At 60.1% G+C, this 17,225-nt stretch carries 18 protein-coding genes; 4 read left to right on the forward strand and 14 right to left on the reverse strand.

Annotated features, from left to right (window positions below):
- Positions 1–121: 121 nt before the first annotated feature.
- Entirely contained in the window at positions 122–604 is a 483-nt protein-coding gene (locus BLW70_RS26150) for a GNAT family N-acetyltransferase (RefSeq protein ID WP_074878940.1), read from the reverse strand.
- Positions 605–858: 254 nt separating this feature from the next.
- Here BLW70_RS26150 and BLW70_RS26155 point away from each other — a divergent pair, with 254 nt between their 5' ends.
- The 4 genes from BLW70_RS26155 (at position 859) to BLW70_RS26170 (ending at position 3,639) form a co-directional block, all read left to right on the forward strand.
- Positions 859–1,512: an HD domain-containing protein gene (locus BLW70_RS26155; RefSeq protein ID WP_074878942.1), complete on the forward strand. Its 654-nt coding sequence runs from the start codon at positions 859–861 to the stop codon at positions 1,510–1,512.
- Positions 1,513–1,624: 112 nt separating this feature from the next.
- Positions 1,625–2,830 carry an MFS transporter gene (locus tag BLW70_RS26160; RefSeq protein ID WP_074878944.1) on the forward strand — a complete coding sequence of 402 codons (1,206 nt, stop codon included), beginning with the start codon at positions 1,625–1,627 and terminating at the stop codon, positions 2,828–2,830.
- 100 nt (positions 2,831–2,930) lie between these two features.
- A complete protein-coding gene (locus BLW70_RS26165; protein WP_074878946.1) occupies positions 2,931–3,185 on the forward strand; it encodes a hypothetical protein in 255 nt (84 codons plus the stop codon).
- Positions 3,186–3,258: 73 nt separating this feature from the next.
- Complete coding sequence (locus BLW70_RS26170; protein ID WP_074878948.1) at positions 3,259–3,639, forward strand: Rho termination factor N-terminal domain-containing protein; 381 nt, start codon at positions 3,259–3,261, stop codon at positions 3,637–3,639.
- 115 nt (positions 3,640–3,754) lie between these two features.
- On the opposite strand, the gene BLW70_RS26175 is transcribed toward BLW70_RS26170, so the two are convergent.
- The 13 genes from BLW70_RS26175 to BLW70_RS26235 all read right to left on the reverse strand — a co-directional run bounded on the left by BLW70_RS26175 (position 3,755) and on the right by BLW70_RS26235 (position 17,181).
- On the reverse strand, positions 3,755–4,684 hold the full coding sequence (locus BLW70_RS26175) for a PfkB family carbohydrate kinase (protein WP_074878950.1): 930 nt from the start codon (positions 4,682–4,684) through the stop codon (positions 3,755–3,757).
- Positions 4,677–6,143 carry a purine-cytosine permease family protein gene (locus BLW70_RS26180; protein WP_074878952.1) on the reverse strand — a complete coding sequence of 489 codons (1,467 nt, stop codon included), beginning with the start codon at positions 6,141–6,143 and terminating at the stop codon, positions 4,677–4,679. The genes BLW70_RS26175 and BLW70_RS26180 overlap by 8 nt, the downstream gene beginning before the upstream one ends.
- A gap of 221 nt (positions 6,144–6,364) precedes the next feature.
- Positions 6,365–7,363, reverse strand: a complete 999-nt coding sequence (locus BLW70_RS26185) for an ADP-ribosylglycohydrolase family protein (RefSeq protein ID WP_074878954.1) — start codon at positions 7,361–7,363, stop codon at positions 6,365–6,367.
- Positions 7,360–8,073, reverse strand: a complete 714-nt coding sequence (locus tag BLW70_RS26190) for a GntR family transcriptional regulator (RefSeq protein WP_074878956.1) — start codon at positions 8,071–8,073, stop codon at positions 7,360–7,362. The genes BLW70_RS26185 and BLW70_RS26190 overlap by 4 nt, the downstream gene beginning before the upstream one ends.
- Before the next feature lie 196 nt (positions 8,074–8,269).
- Entirely contained in the window at positions 8,270–9,238 is a 969-nt protein-coding gene (gene araH, locus BLW70_RS26195; protein ID WP_033056977.1) for an L-arabinose ABC transporter permease AraH, read from the reverse strand.
- A 9-nt stretch (positions 9,239–9,247) separates the two neighbouring features.
- Positions 9,248–10,792: an L-arabinose ABC transporter ATP-binding protein AraG gene (gene araG / locus BLW70_RS26200; RefSeq protein ID WP_074878959.1), complete on the reverse strand. Its 1,545-nt coding sequence runs from the start codon at positions 10,790–10,792 to the stop codon at positions 9,248–9,250.
- 65 nt (positions 10,793–10,857) lie between these two features.
- Positions 10,858–11,862 carry a substrate-binding domain-containing protein gene (locus BLW70_RS26205; protein ID WP_074878961.1) on the reverse strand — a complete coding sequence of 335 codons (1,005 nt, stop codon included), beginning with the start codon at positions 11,860–11,862 and terminating at the stop codon, positions 10,858–10,860.
- Between the two features lie 122 nt (positions 11,863–11,984).
- Positions 11,985–12,803 carry an SDR family oxidoreductase gene (locus BLW70_RS26210; RefSeq protein ID WP_074878963.1) on the reverse strand — a complete coding sequence of 273 codons (819 nt, stop codon included), beginning with the start codon at positions 12,801–12,803 and terminating at the stop codon, positions 11,985–11,987.
- 198 nt (positions 12,804–13,001) lie between these two features.
- The gene (locus tag BLW70_RS26215; protein WP_074878965.1) at positions 13,002–13,877 is read right to left on the reverse strand and encodes an SMP-30/gluconolactonase/LRE family protein; all 876 of its coding nucleotides are present in this window, start codon (positions 13,875–13,877) and stop codon (positions 13,002–13,004) included.
- A 145-nt stretch (positions 13,878–14,022) separates the two neighbouring features.
- On the reverse strand, positions 14,023–14,739 hold the full coding sequence (locus BLW70_RS26220) for a FadR/GntR family transcriptional regulator (RefSeq protein WP_008152308.1): 717 nt from the start codon (positions 14,737–14,739) through the stop codon (positions 14,023–14,025).
- A gap of 127 nt (positions 14,740–14,866) precedes the next feature.
- Entirely contained in the window at positions 14,867–15,427 is a 561-nt protein-coding gene (locus BLW70_RS26225) for a DUF1285 domain-containing protein (protein ID WP_008152312.1), read from the reverse strand.
- 16 nt (positions 15,428–15,443) lie between these two features.
- Positions 15,444–16,052, reverse strand: a complete 609-nt coding sequence (locus tag BLW70_RS26230; protein WP_074878966.1) for a DUF4823 domain-containing protein — start codon at positions 16,050–16,052, stop codon at positions 15,444–15,446.
- A gap of 160 nt (positions 16,053–16,212) precedes the next feature.
- Positions 16,213–17,181 (reverse strand): GTP 3',8-cyclase MoaA, encoded by a 969-nt coding sequence (locus tag BLW70_RS26235; RefSeq protein WP_074878968.1) that lies wholly within the window; start codon positions 17,179–17,181, stop codon positions 16,213–16,215.
- Between the last annotated feature and the right edge of the window lie 44 nt (positions 17,182–17,225).

Genomic DNA, 17,225 nt, shown 5'->3' on the forward strand with positions numbered 1-17,225 from the left:
ATATAAATATAGGTCCCATATATTGAGATGAGATCAAAAAAAGATCGCCGCCTTCGGCAGCTCCTACAAATAGGTGTAGGAGTTGCCGAAGGCGGCGATCTTTAAAGGATGTTGCGTACGATCAATTGCCCTCGGCAAACTCCCGCAACACCGCCCCATCCATCCGATACCGAACCCACTCTTCCTGCGGCTGCGCACCCAAGGATTTGTAGAACTCGATCGCCGGTTTATTCCAGTCCAGCACGCTCCACTCGAACCGACCGCAATCATTGGCGCAGGCGATTTTCGCCAGGTGACGCAGCAAGGTTTTACCGGCGCCGCCGCCACGCTGATCAGGGGTGATGTAGAGGTCTTCGAGGTAAAGGCAGTTGCTGCCGAGCCACGTGGAATAGCTGAAGAAGAACACCGCGAAGCCAATCGGCAAGCCGTCGCGCAGGCAAATCAGGCCATGGGCGGTGGCGCCTTCGCTGAACAGGCTGCGCTCGATGTCGGCGACGCTGGCGATGACTTCGTGGCGGGCACGTTCGTAGTCGGCCAGTTCGGTGATGAACCCGAGGATTTGCGGTGCATCGCTCGGGGTCGCCGGGCGGATCTCGATCGTCATGGACGTGCCTTCGTCAAAAGTTGAAAACGCCATACTAAGTCCGCGAGCGGCGCTCGTCACACTGGAAATTCAAAGCTGATCCAAGGAGCATGTGTAGCAGCTGGCGAAGCCTGCGTTCGGCTGCGTAGCAGTCGTGAAACCTGAACACGCAGTTTTCCTGTAACACCGCATCGTCTGATTTCACGACTGCTACGCAGCCGAACGCAGGCTTCGCCAGCTGCTACAGGGTTATGTCGCTGCTTAACAGGATGTTTATGAACACTGATGCTTTCGCGCCACTGCAACTTCTCGCTGCACAACTGCTGCCCCACGCGCTGGAGCCGTCGGAAGATGGTGCCCATGATCTTTCGCACTTGCAGCGGGTCTGGCACAACGTGCGTACGCTTCACGCTGAAGAAGGTGGCGATCTTGAGGTGCTGCTCGCGGCCGTGCTTTTGCATGATTGCGTGGCGGTAGAGAAGAATTCGCCGCTGCGTTCTCAGGCGTCCCGGCTGGCCGCCAAAAAGGCATCGAAATGGTTGGCGGACATGGCCTGGCCTGGCGCAAAAATCAGCGCAGTTGCCCATGCCATCGAAGCGCACAGTTTTTCCGCCAACATCGCGCCAACCACGCTCGAAGCGAAAATCATCCAGGACGCCGACCGCCTCGATTCCCTCGGCATGCTCGGCGTGGCGCGGACCTTTTACATCGCCGGACGTATGGGTAGCGCTTTGTACGACCCAGAGGATCCCGAGGCGAAGGACCGGGAATACGATGACAAACGTTTTTGCCTCGACCATTTCCAGACCAAACTGCTGCACCTGGCGGATGGGTTCCAGACGACCACCGGCCAAACTCTGGCGCGGATTCGTCATGAGCGGTTGAAGGGGTTCATGGTGTTGTTCAAGGAAGAAATCGGCGTCTGCTGAAGGCCTTACTCCGGCCAACACTAACCCTGAAATCAATAACCTCAGACCTAACATCGACGCCTTGCGTGATAGATAGATGAAGCTCTCTTCTATCGGGTCAAGGAACCGCGTCATGCCTAGCGCAACACCCCAAGTCTCAAGCAGGTTGTTCGGCCTGTTTTGCCTGGCCAGCTATTTGCTGTCGCTGTCCTATGGCTCGACCTTTTTGCTGTCGCTGTTGATCGGTGCCCGCGGCGGTAACGAGCACGATGCCGGCAGTGTGATTTCGGCGGCGATGCTCAGTACGTTTGCAGCGGTGATCGTCTCCGGCCACTTGTCCGATTTGCTCGGCGCGGCGCGCTCGATTGCGCTGTTCGGCATTCTGCTGGTGGCCGCCAGCCTGGGCTTTGCCCTGGCGCCAGGCTTCGGCAATCTGCTGTTGTTTTTCGGGCTATTGCTGGGGCTGGGTTGGGGCGTGTTCTACACCCTCGGGCCGATCATCGTGGCGAGTCTGGTAACGCCTGCCCAACGCGCGAAATACTTTGCGCTGTTGTCGGGCAGCATGATGACCGGGATCGGCAGCGGCCCCTTGTTAGGCCGCGCCGCCAGTGCCCTCGGGTATCCGGTGACCGCGGCGTTTTACCTCGCGGCACTGGCCAGCCTGATCGGCGTATTACTGTTCTGGCGGTTGGATTCGCAGCTGAAAAAAGCGCCGGCCCACTCGGCAGCGGTGTCGCGAATTTCCTGGCGGGCAGCGGCGCAAGTGCTGTCGTCCAAAGCGGTATTCCCGATCATCATGGTCGGGCTTGGCGGTTGCGTTTTCGGCGGTCTGTCGAGTTTTCAAACCAGCTACGCTGCCGCGCGTTCACTCGACTATTCACTGTTCTTCCTCGGTTTCATGGGCGCTGCGATCAGCAGCCGCATGCTGATCGGCGGTTTCGTGGTCAAGCGCGACCCGTTCCGGGCGTCCTGCCTGCTGTCGGGCTTGATGATGGGTTCGATCCTGATGTTCGGGTTTGTCGTCGACGACGGATTCAGCTACGTGCTGGCGGCGGTGATGCTCGGGGTCGGTTACGGGCTGACCTATTCGGTGATCAACGGCCTGGCGGCCAACGAGACGCCGAACGGCACCACCGCGCAATCCTTGCTGCTGTTCAGCCTGTCCTACTTTATCGGCGTGTTTGGCTTTCCGTTGCTGGCCGGGAAAATCATCGTGGAACAGGGGATGGCGACGCTGTTGCTCACGGTGTTGGCGGTTGCTGTACTGAATTGGCTGATCAGCGTCGGCCGGCTGGCCTGGCGCCGAGCCGTTACCCGCAAAGTGTTGCAGCAGGCCTAGACCGTTCGTCGTTCATCAGGCACCAATCCAAATCGGGGGCGGACCAACTCAGGTAAGGACTCTATTAAATGGACCTATCCACACCCATCAAGAGGTAACCATGAACGTTGATAAAAACCTTGAGAAAGAAGTCCTGACCCGTCTGCTGCATGCCCATCCAAACGGTTTGGGCAAGGAGGTCCTGGACAATTACCGGGGGGAGAGAGTCGTGGCCAGCACCCTCGCCACGCTGCAGGATCGTGGATTGATCCAGCATGGTCATGTGATCTGCAACGAAGAGGGTGAGCATTCTTTGAATCTACCGATCAAGCTTAGTGCCGCAGGGGTTGAAGTGGCCCGCAAGCTGGACGTTTAGCAAGACGAATCAGATCGCAGTCGTGCGCGGCTGCGACCGTTTGACAGACTCTACAAGCAGCAGGAGAAATCCCATGCCTCGTGGAAGCAAAGACAAATACACCGCCGAGCAGAAACGCAAGGCCGAACACATCGAAGAAAGCTACGAGAACAAAGGTGTCTCGAAAGAAGAAGCCGAAGCCCGGGCCTGGGCGACCGTCAACAAGCAGTCGGGTGGCGGTGAGCGCAAAGGTGGGTCCGGACGCAAGAAACTGGCGAGTGCCAAGGCCGAAGATCGCCAGGAATCAGCTCGTCGTGCGGTGGCCAGCCGTGAGGGTCATTCGCGTAACAGCAAGGCTTCGCGCGAAACCCAGACCGTCGACAGCTTGATGAAAGAAGCCCGGGCGAAGAAGATTCCGGGACGGTCGAGCATGCGCAAGCAGGAGTTGATCGAGGCGTTGCGCAAGGCTGGGTAAGGTCGGGATTTGTGTTGAATTGGATGCCGCCTTCGCGAGCAAGCCCGCTCCCACATTGGTTTTGTGTACGACACAGATCCAATGTGGGAGCGGGCTTGCTCGCGAAGGCGATAGATCAGGCGCCAAAGGTCTTGCGGATTAAATAGTCCACCTCAGCCGTCCCCGGCGAAGTCGCCGGCCCCCAGCGAGTCACCGCCAACGCAGCCGCCGCATTCGCCCGCCGTGCCGCCTCACTCGCCGACAATCCTTGCGCCAACCCAGCCACAAACACCCCGGCATGCGCATCCCCCGCGCCATTGCTGTCCACCGCCTCGACCTTGAATCCCGGCACGTGCTGGCAGTCTCCACGCTGGCTGATCCAGCACCCCTGCGGGCCGTCACGCACCACTATCAACACGTTGGCCGGCAGATGATCGGCCAACCGGTTCAAGGCTTCGGCAATGTCCGCCGCACCGGTAAACTTCAGCGCTTCGACACTGTTGCTGGTCCACAGATCGATGCGCGCCAGCAAGGCTTGCATCAACGGCTCATCCGGCGAATCCACCAGCGGACCCGGATCGAACACCACGTTGATTCCTCGCGGCAAATCCAGCACCCAATCCACCAGCGCCTGGGCTTTGCCGCCATGCAGCAGGCTGTAACCGCTGACGTAGACATAGTCACCCGCCTCGGCTGGCACGCTGGCCAGATCCTCGGCCGTCAGCTCACCTTCGGCACCGATATAGGAAATGAAACTGCGCTCGGCCGACGCTTCGGTCAGCGCGACGCACAATCCCGTATCCCGTTCGGCACGGTGAATGATGCCAATCCGTATGCCTTCAGCCTTCATCGCTTCACGGGCAAGATCACCGAAACGCCCGGTGCCGTGGCGGCCGAGGTAAACCACCGGCAAACCATTGCGCTGGGCGGCAGCCATCACATTGAATCCGCCGCCAGCCTCGAAACTGGCGGAGTGCGCCAGCACGTCGCCGCCCGAATGCGGCAGTTTATCCACGGCCATGACCAGGTCGATCATGACCTGGCCGGTGTGCAGCAATCTAGGCATGAGCGTTCTCAACCAACGCGGCGCGGCGATCCTTGGCGCCGCCGAGTACACAGTAAATACCACCGGCCACCAGGAACGTCACGATCCAGCCGAGGCCGTTATGACCCAGCCAGGAGTCGGACAGGAAGCCGCGGAACCACACGGTTTGTTCGGTCGTGCCTATGGTGGTGAAACTGAAGCCCAGCACGATTGCCAGCGCCCACGCACCAAAGGCGCGCCACTCGACACCGCCGCTGTACCAGTAAGCGCTGCTCGGGCTGACGTCCAGCAGGTCTTTGGGGCTGTAGTAATGACGATGGATCAGGTCAACGACGAAGATCCCGACCCACGCGGTGATCGGCACCGCCAGCAGTGAAATGAAAGTAATGAACGGGCCGTAGAAACTGTCGGCGATCAGCATGAAATAGATTGAACCGGCAAAAATCGCAACGATATCGACGACCACCGCGTAAACACGTTTGACCTTCAGGCCAAGGGTCAGCGTGGTCAAACCGGCCGAGTACACCGACAGGTTGTTCGACAGCAGCAACCCGCCGAACGCGGTGATCAGGTACGGCACGGCCATCCAGGTCGGCAGCATGTCGCGGATCGCGATGATCGGGTCGGTGGCCGAGGCCAGGTCATTGTTGCCCACTGACAGCAGGCCGCCGAGGGTGATCAGCAGCACCAGCGGAATCCCCGCACCAAACGCTGCCGACGCCACCAGGCGCACGGCTTTGACGCTGCGGTGCTGGTAGCGCGACATGTCGGCACCAGCGTTGGCCCAACCGATCCCGGTGCCGGCGGCCATGGTGCCGATGCCGATGATCATTGCGCTCAACGGTGCCGGCGTGGCGTTGAACACCGCGCTCCAGTCGATGGTGGCGCAGAGAAAGCCGCCGACCAGAATGTTCAGCGCACCGAACACGTAGGTTGCCCACTTCTGGATCACCAGCAAGGTGGCGTGACCGAGACCCGACACCGAGAGGGTCAGCAGCACGAAAATCGCAATGAAGATCAACGTCAGCACGGGTGCGCTTTTGGCTTCCACCGGCGAGCCGAACAGGATCGAGCACAGCGACAGCAACACGAACGCGGCGGTGGTGGTGTTGACGGTTTCCCAGCCCAGACGCGACATCAGCGAGACCAGGGTCGGGCCGATGTTGCCGCGTACACCGAAAATCGCTCGCGACAACGTCAGGCTCGGGGCGCGACCACGGCGACCGGCAATGGAGATGATCCCGACCACCGCGAAGGAACCGGCGGCGCCGAGGATCGCGACGATGATCGCCTGCCAGATCGCCAAGCCGCGAAAGGCTACAAGGGTTGCGCCCAGCGGCAGGCCGAGGATGGAGATGTTGGCCGCAAACCAGACCCAGAACAGCTGCAACGGATGACCGTTGCACTCCGCTTCCGGCACCGGCTCGATGCCTCGGGTTTCCAATTGCCCGGCACTTTGCCCGGTGTTCGATGAACTCATGTGAAATGCTCCTGTTGCCTTTGTTGTGGTTGTGGGCAATTGCGGAAGACGACATAACATTTCGGCGGTCCTGGCCGTGTTTGTGCTTTCCGTTGCGGGTTATCAAATCAAGCAGGCGGCGCGCTCATCGCGAGCAGGCTCACTCCCACAGGTACGGCGTGTACCTCAAGGTTTGCACTATCCCTGTGGGAGCGAGCCTGCTCGCGATGGCGCCAGTGCTGTCAACGCAAGGCCAAGAGCCCCTGCACCAACGGTTCCAGCTCCAAGTCATTGACAGCTTTGACCTTGTCGATCATCGCCGCCGGCCAACTCTCAAGACCCAGGCAGGCCCCAAGCATGGCGCCGAGAATCGCCGCGATGGTGTCCGTGTCGCCGCCCAGGCTCGCGGCCATGCACAGCGCTTCGAACGCATTCATTTCACCAATGGCCACTTGCTGGGCCAGGGCAAACGAGACCACCACCGACTCCTGTGAAGCCACAGATGTACCGATCACGTCGTACATCAAATCCGCCAGCAGTGCCTTGTCGCTGTCGACACTGATGGTCCGCGCCCAACTGATGCGCGAAGCGATGCGTCCGCCCGCCACCCAGTTACCGTGGCCTTCAGCTTGCAGAGCGATTTGCTGGCCGAGGTTCAATGCTTCGCCCAGGTCCATGCCGTTGATACCGGCCGAGACCACCGCCGCTACTGCCGCCGCGCTGGAAATGCCCAGCGTGGTGTTGTGGGTGACCTGGCAAGCCTGCACGACAGCGTTGATGAATTGCTCAGGCTTGGCGACATCCGCCGCAATCCCCACCGGCGTGATGCGCATCGCCGCGCCATTGGTGGTGCCGTAGCGCCCCGCTTCTTCCGGCGAGTGGCCGGCGAGGATCATCTCGATGGCACGTTTGGTCGAAGGGCCGAGCAAGTCTTGCGAGCCCTTGGCCTGCATCGCCGCTTCCCATTCGATCAGCCGTTGGGCGAGCAGCGCCGGTTCGATCCGGCCCTCTCCCTCAACCAGCAGTTGGCCAACCAGAATCGCCTGTTCGGTGTCATCGGTGATCGAGCCTTTGAGCATGTTGGCGGCGATCGGTTGATCGGGGCCTGCGTCTTCCAGGCCAGTGATTTCGCCGAAGCGCACCTTGATCTCGGCACGGCTCAGGGATTGGGTCGGCATGCCCAGCGCATCGCCCAGCGCCAGTCCGTAGAACGCGCCCAATGCACGATTGAGCGCGGTCACTTTGACTCTCCAAACTGCAGGTGCAAGCGAAAATGCACCGGGTCGAGCAAGCTTTCGACCTGTTCCATGAAGCGGTTTTTCCGGTCGTAGGTGGTGCGCAACGCCTTGAGGAACACCGTGCCCTCCGGACGACCGAGCAGTTCGGCGTCTTCGGCGTTCAAGGGTTCGGCGCCGATCCATTGATCTCCGCGCTCGCCGATATAGCCGTAGGCGGCCAGGGTGATGGTCAGGGAGTTGTCGATAAGGCCGACCCGCGGCAGGCTTTCCAGGCCTCCGGTGGCGGGCATCAATGAGCGTTCAAGGGAGACCAGCTTGCCTTCGTTGGAACGACGGCGACGGTCGAGGGTGATGAATTGGTCGGTGCCGAAACGCGGCAACAGGTCAGGACGGGTGACCGCCTCCAGCCGCAGCACTTCGGTATTGATCAGCGCCCCGCTGTCGGCCAGGGCCTGGGCCCAGCCGCTGCGTTGATCGAGCACCACGCCGTCGAAGGTGACGATGGAGCCCACCCCGCTTTGCGTCGCGATGTAGTTGCGCCGTTTCAACTCAGCCAGGGCTTCGCGCAGCGTGCCGCGGCTGACTTTGAATTCTTGAGCCAATTGATGCTCGCCCGGCAACAGAAAGCCATCCTCCATGAGGCCGCTTTCGATGCGCCGGATGAGTTCGTCGACCACCCGTTGTTTCTTGTCAAATCGTACCTGTCTAATCATGTACAAAGAGATACTCGAAACGGGCTGGGGCGAGCAAGGAATATTTAGGGGAAGTGACGGAAGGAATTACACATGATCGTTCCCACGCTCCGCGTGGGAATGCAGCCCGGGACGCTCCGCGTCCTGCCGAAGCGGACGCGGAGCGTCCATTGAGGCATTCCCACGCGGAGCGTGGGAACGATCAGTTAGCGGGGGGTTAGCGTTGTTTGAGGCGGTCGATCACTACGGCCAGCAGCAAGATCGAACCGCGAATCACATACTGGTAGAAGGTATCAATATTCTTCAGGTTCATCGCATTCTCGATGATCGCCAGAATCAGCACCCCGGCAATCACATGCCGGATCATGCCGATCCCGCCGCTCAACGACACCCCGCCCAACACACACGCCGAGATCACCGTCAGCTCAAAACCCTGGCCAATCATCGGCTGGCCGGACGTCATGCGCGACGCCAGGATCACGCCGGCCAACGCCCCGATCAACCCGTGCACGGCAAAGATAATGATCTTGGTCCGGTCAACGTTCACCCCGGCCAGCAACGCCGCTTCCTGGTTGCCGCCGATGGCCATGGTATTGCGCCCGTAGGTGGTGTAATTCAGCAACCAACCGAAAAACAGAAAGCAGACGATGGTGATCAGGATCGGCACCGGCACACCCAACAACTGGCCATTACCGAAGACGAAGAACTGCTCCTGCGACACGCCGACCGCTTTGCCGTTGGCGAAGATGTAAGCCAGGCCGCGAACGATCTGCATGGTCGCCAGCGTGGTAATCAACGCATTGACCCGCAGCTTGGCGATCACGATGCCGTTGATCAACCCGACGATCAGCCCCATGAACAGCGCCGCCACCACACCGAGAAACACGCTGTCGGTGTCGCGCATCACCACCGCTGCAACCACGCCGGCGCAGGCAATCACCGAGCCCACCGACAAATCGAAATGCCCGGACGCCAGGCAATACAACATGGTGCAAGCGGCAATCCCCGTCGTCGAAATCGCCAATCCCAGGCCGCGCATGTTCAGTGGCGAGAGGAAGTTATCGATCAGCAAAGTGCAGAGCACGAAGATCCCGACGGCCGCCAGCAGCATCACCCAGTCATCGAGAAAGCGCCGCAGGTCCAGAGGTTTGCGTTGGGTGGGCAAAGCGTTGTTTTGGATTGTCATAGTCACCTCTCAGTTCGCCACGCCGTCAGCGCGTTGGCGCGGCAAAGCCAGTTGCAGCAGGTTGGATTCATTGGCCTCTGCGCGAGACAACTCGCCGCGCATCGCGCCTTCGCAGAGCACCAGGATGCGGTCGGAAATACCCATCACTTCCATCAGGTCGCTGGAGACCACGATCACCGCGATGCCGCTGGCGGCCAGGTTGTGGATGATCTGGTAGATCTCGGCTTTGGCGCCGATGTCGATGCCGCGAGTCGGTTCGTCGAGCAGCAGCACTTTCATCGGCATCGACAACCAGCGGCCGAGAATGGCCTTCTGCTGATTGCCGCCGGACAGGTACATGATTTTCTGCGCCGCGTTGGGCGTCTTCACTTTCAGCGCCTTGATCTGCTTGTCGGCGTTGTCCTTCTCCCACAAGCCGCGCAACAGGCAGCCGAAGGTGGAGTGGGTGCCGCGGGCGCTGATGTTGATGTTTTCGGCGACGCTGGCGAGCGGCAGAATCCCCTCTTTCTTGCGGTCCTCGGGGCATAGCAGAATCCCCGCGGCAATCGCATCGCGGGGTGAACGCAGCTTCAGTTCATGACCGCGCAATTCCAGGCGTCCGGCGGTGTTGCGCTCAAGCCCGCTGAGCATGCGGAACAGCTCGGTGCGACCGGCGCCGACCAAACCGAACAGCCCGAGAATCTCGCCTTTGTGCACCTCGAAACTCACCGGCTCACGCAAACCCGGCCCCAGCAAACCGTCGACCTTGAGCGCCACCGCGCCACGCTGACGGTGGCGGTAATCGTAGATGTCCTGAATGTCGCGACCGACCATGCAAGTCACCAATTGATCGTGAGTCAGTTCGCTCATGTCCTCGAACGTGCGCACGAAGCGACCGTCCTTGAACACCGTCACCGCGTTGCAGATGCGGAACACTTCTTCCATGCGATGGGAGACGTAAAGCACCACTTTGCCTTCGTCGCGCAGGCGACCGATGATCGCCATCAACCGATCGATTTCACGCGCCGACAGGCTGCTGGTCGGTTCGTCGAACGCGATCACATGCGCCCCTCGGGACAAGGCCTTGGCGATTTCCACCAGTTGCCGCTGCCCCAGGGACAGGCGCCCTACTTTCTCTTGCGGATCGATTTCATCGGCCAGGCCTTTGAGACAGGCCAATGCCTGTTGCCGCAACGCACCGCGATTGATCAGGCCGAAACTGGCCGGCAGATGACCGAGGAACAGGTTCTCTGCCACGGTCATTTCAGGGACCAGGTGCAACTCTTGATGGATCACGGCGACGCCACTGCCGATGCTGTCGGCGGTGGACTTGAAGACCATCACTTGCTCGCCGATCTGCAGATCGCCGCTGCTGGGGGTGTAAGCCCCGCCGAGGATTTTCAGCAGGGTCGATTTGCCGGCGCCGTTCTCGCCCATCAAGGCGTGAACCTGGCCCGGATGGGCGACGAAGCTGATGCCATCCAGCGCCTTCACCCCGGGAAAGGTCTTGCCGATCCCGTTGAAGCGCAAGCTGCCGCCGGTATTGTGTTGTTGTATTTTTGATTGCGCGTGCATAACCCACCTCTTCACACAGATCAGGCAGCCCCGTCGCCAAGGCCACCGATGAAATCAACCGCGCCTCAGTTCCAGAGGCCGATCTTTTCCAGTTCCTGCTTGAAGTTCTCGCGAGTGATCAGCGTTACGTCGTCCATCGCGGTGTACTTCGGCGGTTCTTTGCCGGTGGTGACCCACTCGTACATCATGCTGGCGGTGTTGTAGCCCTCGATGTGCGGGCTCGGCAGCATCGAGCCGAAGAAGCCGCTGTTGGCCTTCTTCAATTCGCCAATGGCGTCAGTGCCGTTGATGCCGATGCCGATCACATTGGCCGCGGCAAAACCGGCGCTCTCGGTGGCGCGCACGCCGCCCAGCACGGTGTTGTCGTTCATGCCGCCGATGATCAGGTTTTTCGCCGCGCTCGGCAGTTTCACCAGTGCCGAATTGGTGGCGTCCATGCTGCCGGGTACGTCGAGGGTTTTCAGCGCCGAGAACAGGATGTGGTCTTTCGGCATGCCGGCGTCTTCCAGCGCTTTGACCGAACCGTCGGTGCGTTTCTTGCCGGTGTCGAGTTCGTTGAAGGTGTTGATCACCGCGTAGGTATCTTTCCAGTCCCAGCCACGTTTCTTCGCTTCGGTGGCCATGGCGTTGCCCTGTTTCTGGCCGACTTCGAACGCGGCCATGCCGAGGTACGGAACGTCTTCCATGAACTTGCCGCTGGCATCGACGAAGCGGTCATCGACGGCGATGACTTTCAAACCGTTGAGCTTGGCCTTGGCCATGATCGCCGGGCCCAGGGACACGTCTGGCGGGCAGATCACGAAGCCCTTGGCGCCGTTGGCGGCGAGGCTGTCGATGGCCGAGAGGGTTTTCTCGCCGTCCGGCACGGCGATCTTGATGACGGTAAAGCCCTTCTCTTTCCCGGCCTTTTCGGCAAATGCCCATTCGGTCTGGAACCAGGGCTCTTCCGCCTGCTTGACCAGAAAACCGATCTTCACTTCCTCGGCCGCCAGCAACGAACTGCTCAGGCTGACCGCGGTGACCGCCAAAGCGGCACAGCACAGGGAACGGATCCCACGACGACGATTCATAAGCTGACTCCTTGTTATTTTTTTTGAGCGTTATTTGAAAGCCAATCAAACTGTGCAGTTAATAGTCATATCGTATGATGATTGGATTTCAGGCGTAGTTCCGCGCCTGAAATCCGATTGACTCAGTCGTGGTACATGACCGAGCGACCGCCATCGATGGTGATGCACGAGGCATTGATGAACGGCGCTTCATCGCTGGCCAGGAAAACGGCGGTCATGGCGACTTCGATCGGCTGACCGATACGACGTGGCGGGTGCAGATCGAACGCGCGCTGTCGCTCGGCATGCGGGTCGGCAAAACCGTTCCAGTAATCGACGTTCAGTTGGGTTTCGATGTAACCCGGCGCGATGGCGTTGACGCGAATGCCCTTCGGTGCGTACTCGATGCCCAGGGCGCGGGTCAGGCCGAGCAAACCGTGCTTGGCCACCGGGTACGGGAAGCAGCCGGGAATGATGTGAGTGGAATGGGTCGAGGCGATATTGATGATGCTGCCGATGCCTTGCTCGATCATCTGCGGCAGCACCGCTTTGCAGCCGTACCAGGCGCCATCGAGGTCGATGGCGAAGCAACGACGCCAGTCTTCCTCGGTCATTTCCAGCGGATCGCGGAACACGTTGACCCCGGCGCAGTTGACCAGCACATCGATGCGACCGTGCAGCTCGATCGCCAGTCCGGCCATGGCGTGCAGGTCTTGCTGGTTGGAAACGTCAGCCTTGATTGCCTGCACATCAAAGCCTTTGTCCCGCCATTGAGCCGCGACTTTTTCGACTTTCTCACCCTGGATATCGCTGATGATCAGCTTGGCCTGCTGGGAAGCGAAGGTCGCGACAATCGCCTCGCCAATGCCCTGCGCAGCACCGGTCAGCAGCACCACCTTGTTTTTCAGGCGCTCACCCTTTGGTGGTTCGGGCACTGGTGGCAAGGAAAGAGGTTCAGCCATGGATCAAGACTCCTTTTTGAAGGCACGACAAAAACCGGGCATCTGTCGATGTCCGGCGAAAAGGCTTTTTGGAAAATCGCTGCATCACTTCACCTGTTTTGTTTTTTTAAGTGTGAGTGCGTGTAACTGATGGAGCCGACTATAAACCCGACCGCCAAATAATCTCAATATATAATTTTACATCCCATATTTTGGGATTTACCCGACAAACCGCGTGCAGGCCTTTCCGGGCACATCGACTCGAACCGACAGCAACGCCCCGTCCAACGGATGATTGAGCGGGCTCGCAGCGCTGGTGATGTACAGGGTTTTGAAGTCTTCACCGCCGAATACGCAACTGGTGGGACGGCTGACGGGCAGTTCAATCACGCGATCGACCTGCCCGTCCGGGCTCAGCCTGAGTAGACAGCTGCCATTCCAGCGGGCATTCCAGATATAACCTTCGGCATCCATTGCCGAGCCATCCGGCTCGCCGCGCTCATGCGGCCCGAACCAGATGTGGGCCGGGTCGAGGCTGCCATCGGTGCGGATGAAGTACTGGTAGAGCGTGTTGTCGAGGCTGTCACCGAAATAGACGGTGGTCCCGTCGTCGCTCCACAGCAATGTGTTAGGGATGCCCAACCCTCGAAGCAACGGCGTGACCCGAGCATCTCGATCGATACGAAACAGGCCACCGGAACGCCGGACGATAGGCACATCTTCACCCTGCTCGCCAATGTTGTTCTGCATGGTGCCGAGCCAGAGCCGGCCCTGAGCATCGCAGCGGGCTTCATTGGCGCGATTGCCGGGTTGCGGATCGGCGACGCAGAGCAAGGTCAATCGTGGCTCCAGGCCGGGGGAATCCAGATCGAGGCGATACACGCCGCTGTTCAACGTCACCAGCGCATCGCCGCTTTCGCAGGGAATGAAGGCTGACACGTGCTCGGGCATCTGCCAGATCTGCACGTTGGCGCCGATCAGCCGCAACGCCTGTTGACCGGCGATATCAACCCAGTACAGCGCCTGGGTCGGCGCATCCCAGAACGGACTTTCGCCCAATCGTGCCCGGTGCTCGGTAACCGCGGTCCATTCCATGAAACCTCCTGCGTTGTTCTTGTTTTTTTGTGGGAGCGAGCCTTCTCCGGGCGGCGTTCCGACGATAGCGGTGTAACAGTCAACATTGATGCTGAATGTAATGCCCCCATCGCGAGCAGGCTCACTCCCACAGGGTTTTGTATTGTCAGCTGGCCTTCTTGTCAGCCATGACTTGCGGGTAGAAGCGCTTGATGGCCAGGTCGGCATTATCGATCAGGGTCATGCAGGCCCAGACTCCCCGCGCGGCATCCCGGGCGGCGATGGCCTCAGCCATGTCTTTGTGAATCGGCAGCGTGCGGCGCAGTTCGTCCGGGTCGGCGGCGGACACTTCGAAGGACACCGCCAGCAGCGCGCCGAGGGCCGGGACCATTTGTTCGATAAATTGATTGTGGCTGGCAGCGAGGATGCACTCGTGGAAGAACTGGTCGGCACGGTTGTAATCGATACCGCTGTCCACTGCCCGCTCCAATGCGTTGTAAGCCTGAAGGATGGCGTGAACCTGCTCGACGGTAGCGCGCTCGCAAGCCCAGCGTACGGCCATGGGTTCGATGGTGCGGCGCAGGTCGAGCAAGTCGTCGACGAAGTTTTCCGGCAAGCCGCTGCGCGACAGCCAGCCTACGACTTGCGGATCGAAGAGGTTCCAGCGGCGCACCGGCAACACCCGCGTGCCGACCTTGGGCCCGACTTCGAGCATGCCCTTGGCGACCAGGGTTTTGATGGCTTCGCGGATTACGGTGCGGCTGACACCGAGCTGCTCGCCCAGGTCGGCCTCGACCTTGAGCGTCTCACCGGGTTTGACCTGCCCCGTGGCGATCCAGCAACCCAGCCAATCGACCGTCGACGCATGAAAACTGCTGGACATGGACACCTCGATTCAGGGACGGCAAAAAGCCGTTCGCGATAGGTGTCTACGCTAATCATCATACGATTGGGTGTCAATTTGAATTTTCAGCGCAAACACACATCAAGCATGCACAGTTTTTTTCTGTTTACGGCTCAAGCCCGATGGGGAAGAACTCGCCAGCGCTCCACACGCCTAACCAGCGTTGCCCGTCGATCTCACGGGTGACGGCCAGCTCCACCAGTTGGTAGAACACGTTGCGGTGGATCAGAGCTTCGAGGTTGGTGCGCACATGCACGTAGGGCGCAGGTTCTTGCGTGACCGGGTCGATCACCACACGCATGGGGTGCTCGGGACCGGCCTCGGCGGTCTCGTCAACATTGGTGGTGAAGCGCAGGACCTGGGTTTCACCCTCGCCTTCGACATCCACGGCAATCGCCACGAAGGGCGCATCGTCGACCTTGATGCCAACCTTCTCGACCGGGGTGATAAGGAAGTAATCGTCACCATCGCGGCGGATGATGGTGGAGAACAGCTTGACCATCGGCTTGCGCCCGATCGGCGTGCCCAGGTAGTACCAGGTGCCGTCACGGGCGATACGCATGTCGATGTCGCCGCAGAAATCGGGGTTCCACAGGTGGACCGGCGGCAAGCCTTTGGTTTTGGGGATTTGCCCCAACAGGTCGTTGGCTTTTTGCGGGCCACTCATGGCGTTCTCCTTTGAATTACTGGTCGCTGAGGCCCAGCAGGCTGCGCGCGTATTGTTCCAGCGGCGGGCCCATCAGGTCTTCTGGCTTTTTGTCGTGGAACGTCAGTAAACCGCCACGACTCTTGATACGTGCAGTATCAATCAAATACTGGGTGCTGGTCTCGATCAACATGATCTGAATCACGCCACCATCGATACCGAGGCGATCCAGGGCTTCCTGATCGAGCCACTCGTCCGAGTTGCCGATACGGTCATCAGACTTGGCGAACCGGGTATAGAGCAGGTAATGGGCACCGGCGGCACGGGCTTCGCCCATGGCTTGATCAAGACCTTCCGGGGCACGGGCGCGGCGGACCATGGGGAAGTATTCGACAAAGCCATCGAAGGCGACTTCGGCAATCACGTTAGGTCGTGGGTAGGCAGTACTGCCTGGCGGCACAAAGGCGCCCTGGGCGATATAGACGAAAGAGTCCGGCTGGATGCGCAGGTTATTCACCCGGCGGCTGTCGCTATGGTCGAGCAGCCCCGCGTCGCTCATGTGGTAGCGAGTCCCTTCAGCCAGATCGCTGACATTCATGCAGCCACCAAGCGCCAAAACGGCCAGCAGCAAAACCAGGCTACGCATCCTACCCTCCAGAGGCCGGTGACGGAAAACCGGCGAATGGCCATGGGATGCAGCTTCCGCGCCAGCTCGGGAGAAACACAATCTCGTTGCAGCTGTCGAAGGACGCATTCGGTTTGTAGCAGCTGTCGAGCCTGCGAGGCTGCTGCTACAGGGATCGGGTTCAGCCGCCGATGATTTTCATGATGGTCGCGCCACCGGAGAACGCCACTTCCTGCTTATCGCCCAAGGCTTTCACCAGGAGTCTCTGTAAGGCGGGCAACGCTTGATGACGGGGCTTGTCCAGCAGGTCGCCGACATAGTGGCGGTTGCTCGACGACAGGCAGCCATGCAGCCAGCCCGTGGAGGACAGACGCAGCCGCGAACAGGTGCGGCAGAAAGGAACGCTTTCGTTGGCGATAACGCCGAAGTAGCCCTGCCCCGGAATTTCATAACGCACGGCGGTGGCATCTACCGGCGCATCGGCCTGCAGGTATTCGTAGCGCTCGCCGATCAGGCTCAGCAACTGCTGAAGGCTGACAAACTGCTGCAGGAAAGCATTGGAGTCGCTGGCCAGGTGGCCCATGCGCATCAACTCGATGAAGCGAAGCTCATAGCCGCGCTCCAGACAGTAATCGAGTAGCGGCATCACTTGATCGAGGTTCTGCCCTCGCAGCGGCACCATATTGACCTTGATCTTCAGGCCGGCGGCGCTGGCTTGATCCATACCGTCGAGCACAGTCGCCAGATCGCCGCCACGGGCAATGCTGCGAAAAGCGCTCGCATCCAGGGTATCGAGGGAAACGTTTATGCGACGAATGCCGGCATCCACCAGCAGTGGCAGCTTTTTCGCCAGCAGCTGACCGTTGGTGGTCAGGCTGATGTCCGCCAGGCCCATCTGCCCGACAGCGGTCATGAAGGTTTCGAGTTTGGGGCTGACCAGCGGCTCGCCGCCGGTGATGCGCAAACGCTCAATGCCGGCAGCTTCAATCAGATAGGCCACGCCACGCGCCATGGCCTCGGCCGACAATTCATCCTGCGCAGCGACCAACCGTTTGCCGTTGGGCACGCAGTAGGTACAAGCGTAATTGCAGGCTGAAGTCAGACTGATTCGCAAATTGCGAAAACGCCTGCCTTGACGGTCAACGATCATGGACTACTCCGGCGGAAGAATATTCGGACCGCTAAAACTTGACT

The sequence above is a fragment of the Pseudomonas frederiksbergensis genome, from assembly GCF_900105495.1.
Taxonomy (GTDB): domain Bacteria; phylum Pseudomonadota; class Gammaproteobacteria; order Pseudomonadales; family Pseudomonadaceae; genus Aquipseudomonas; species Aquipseudomonas frederiksbergensis.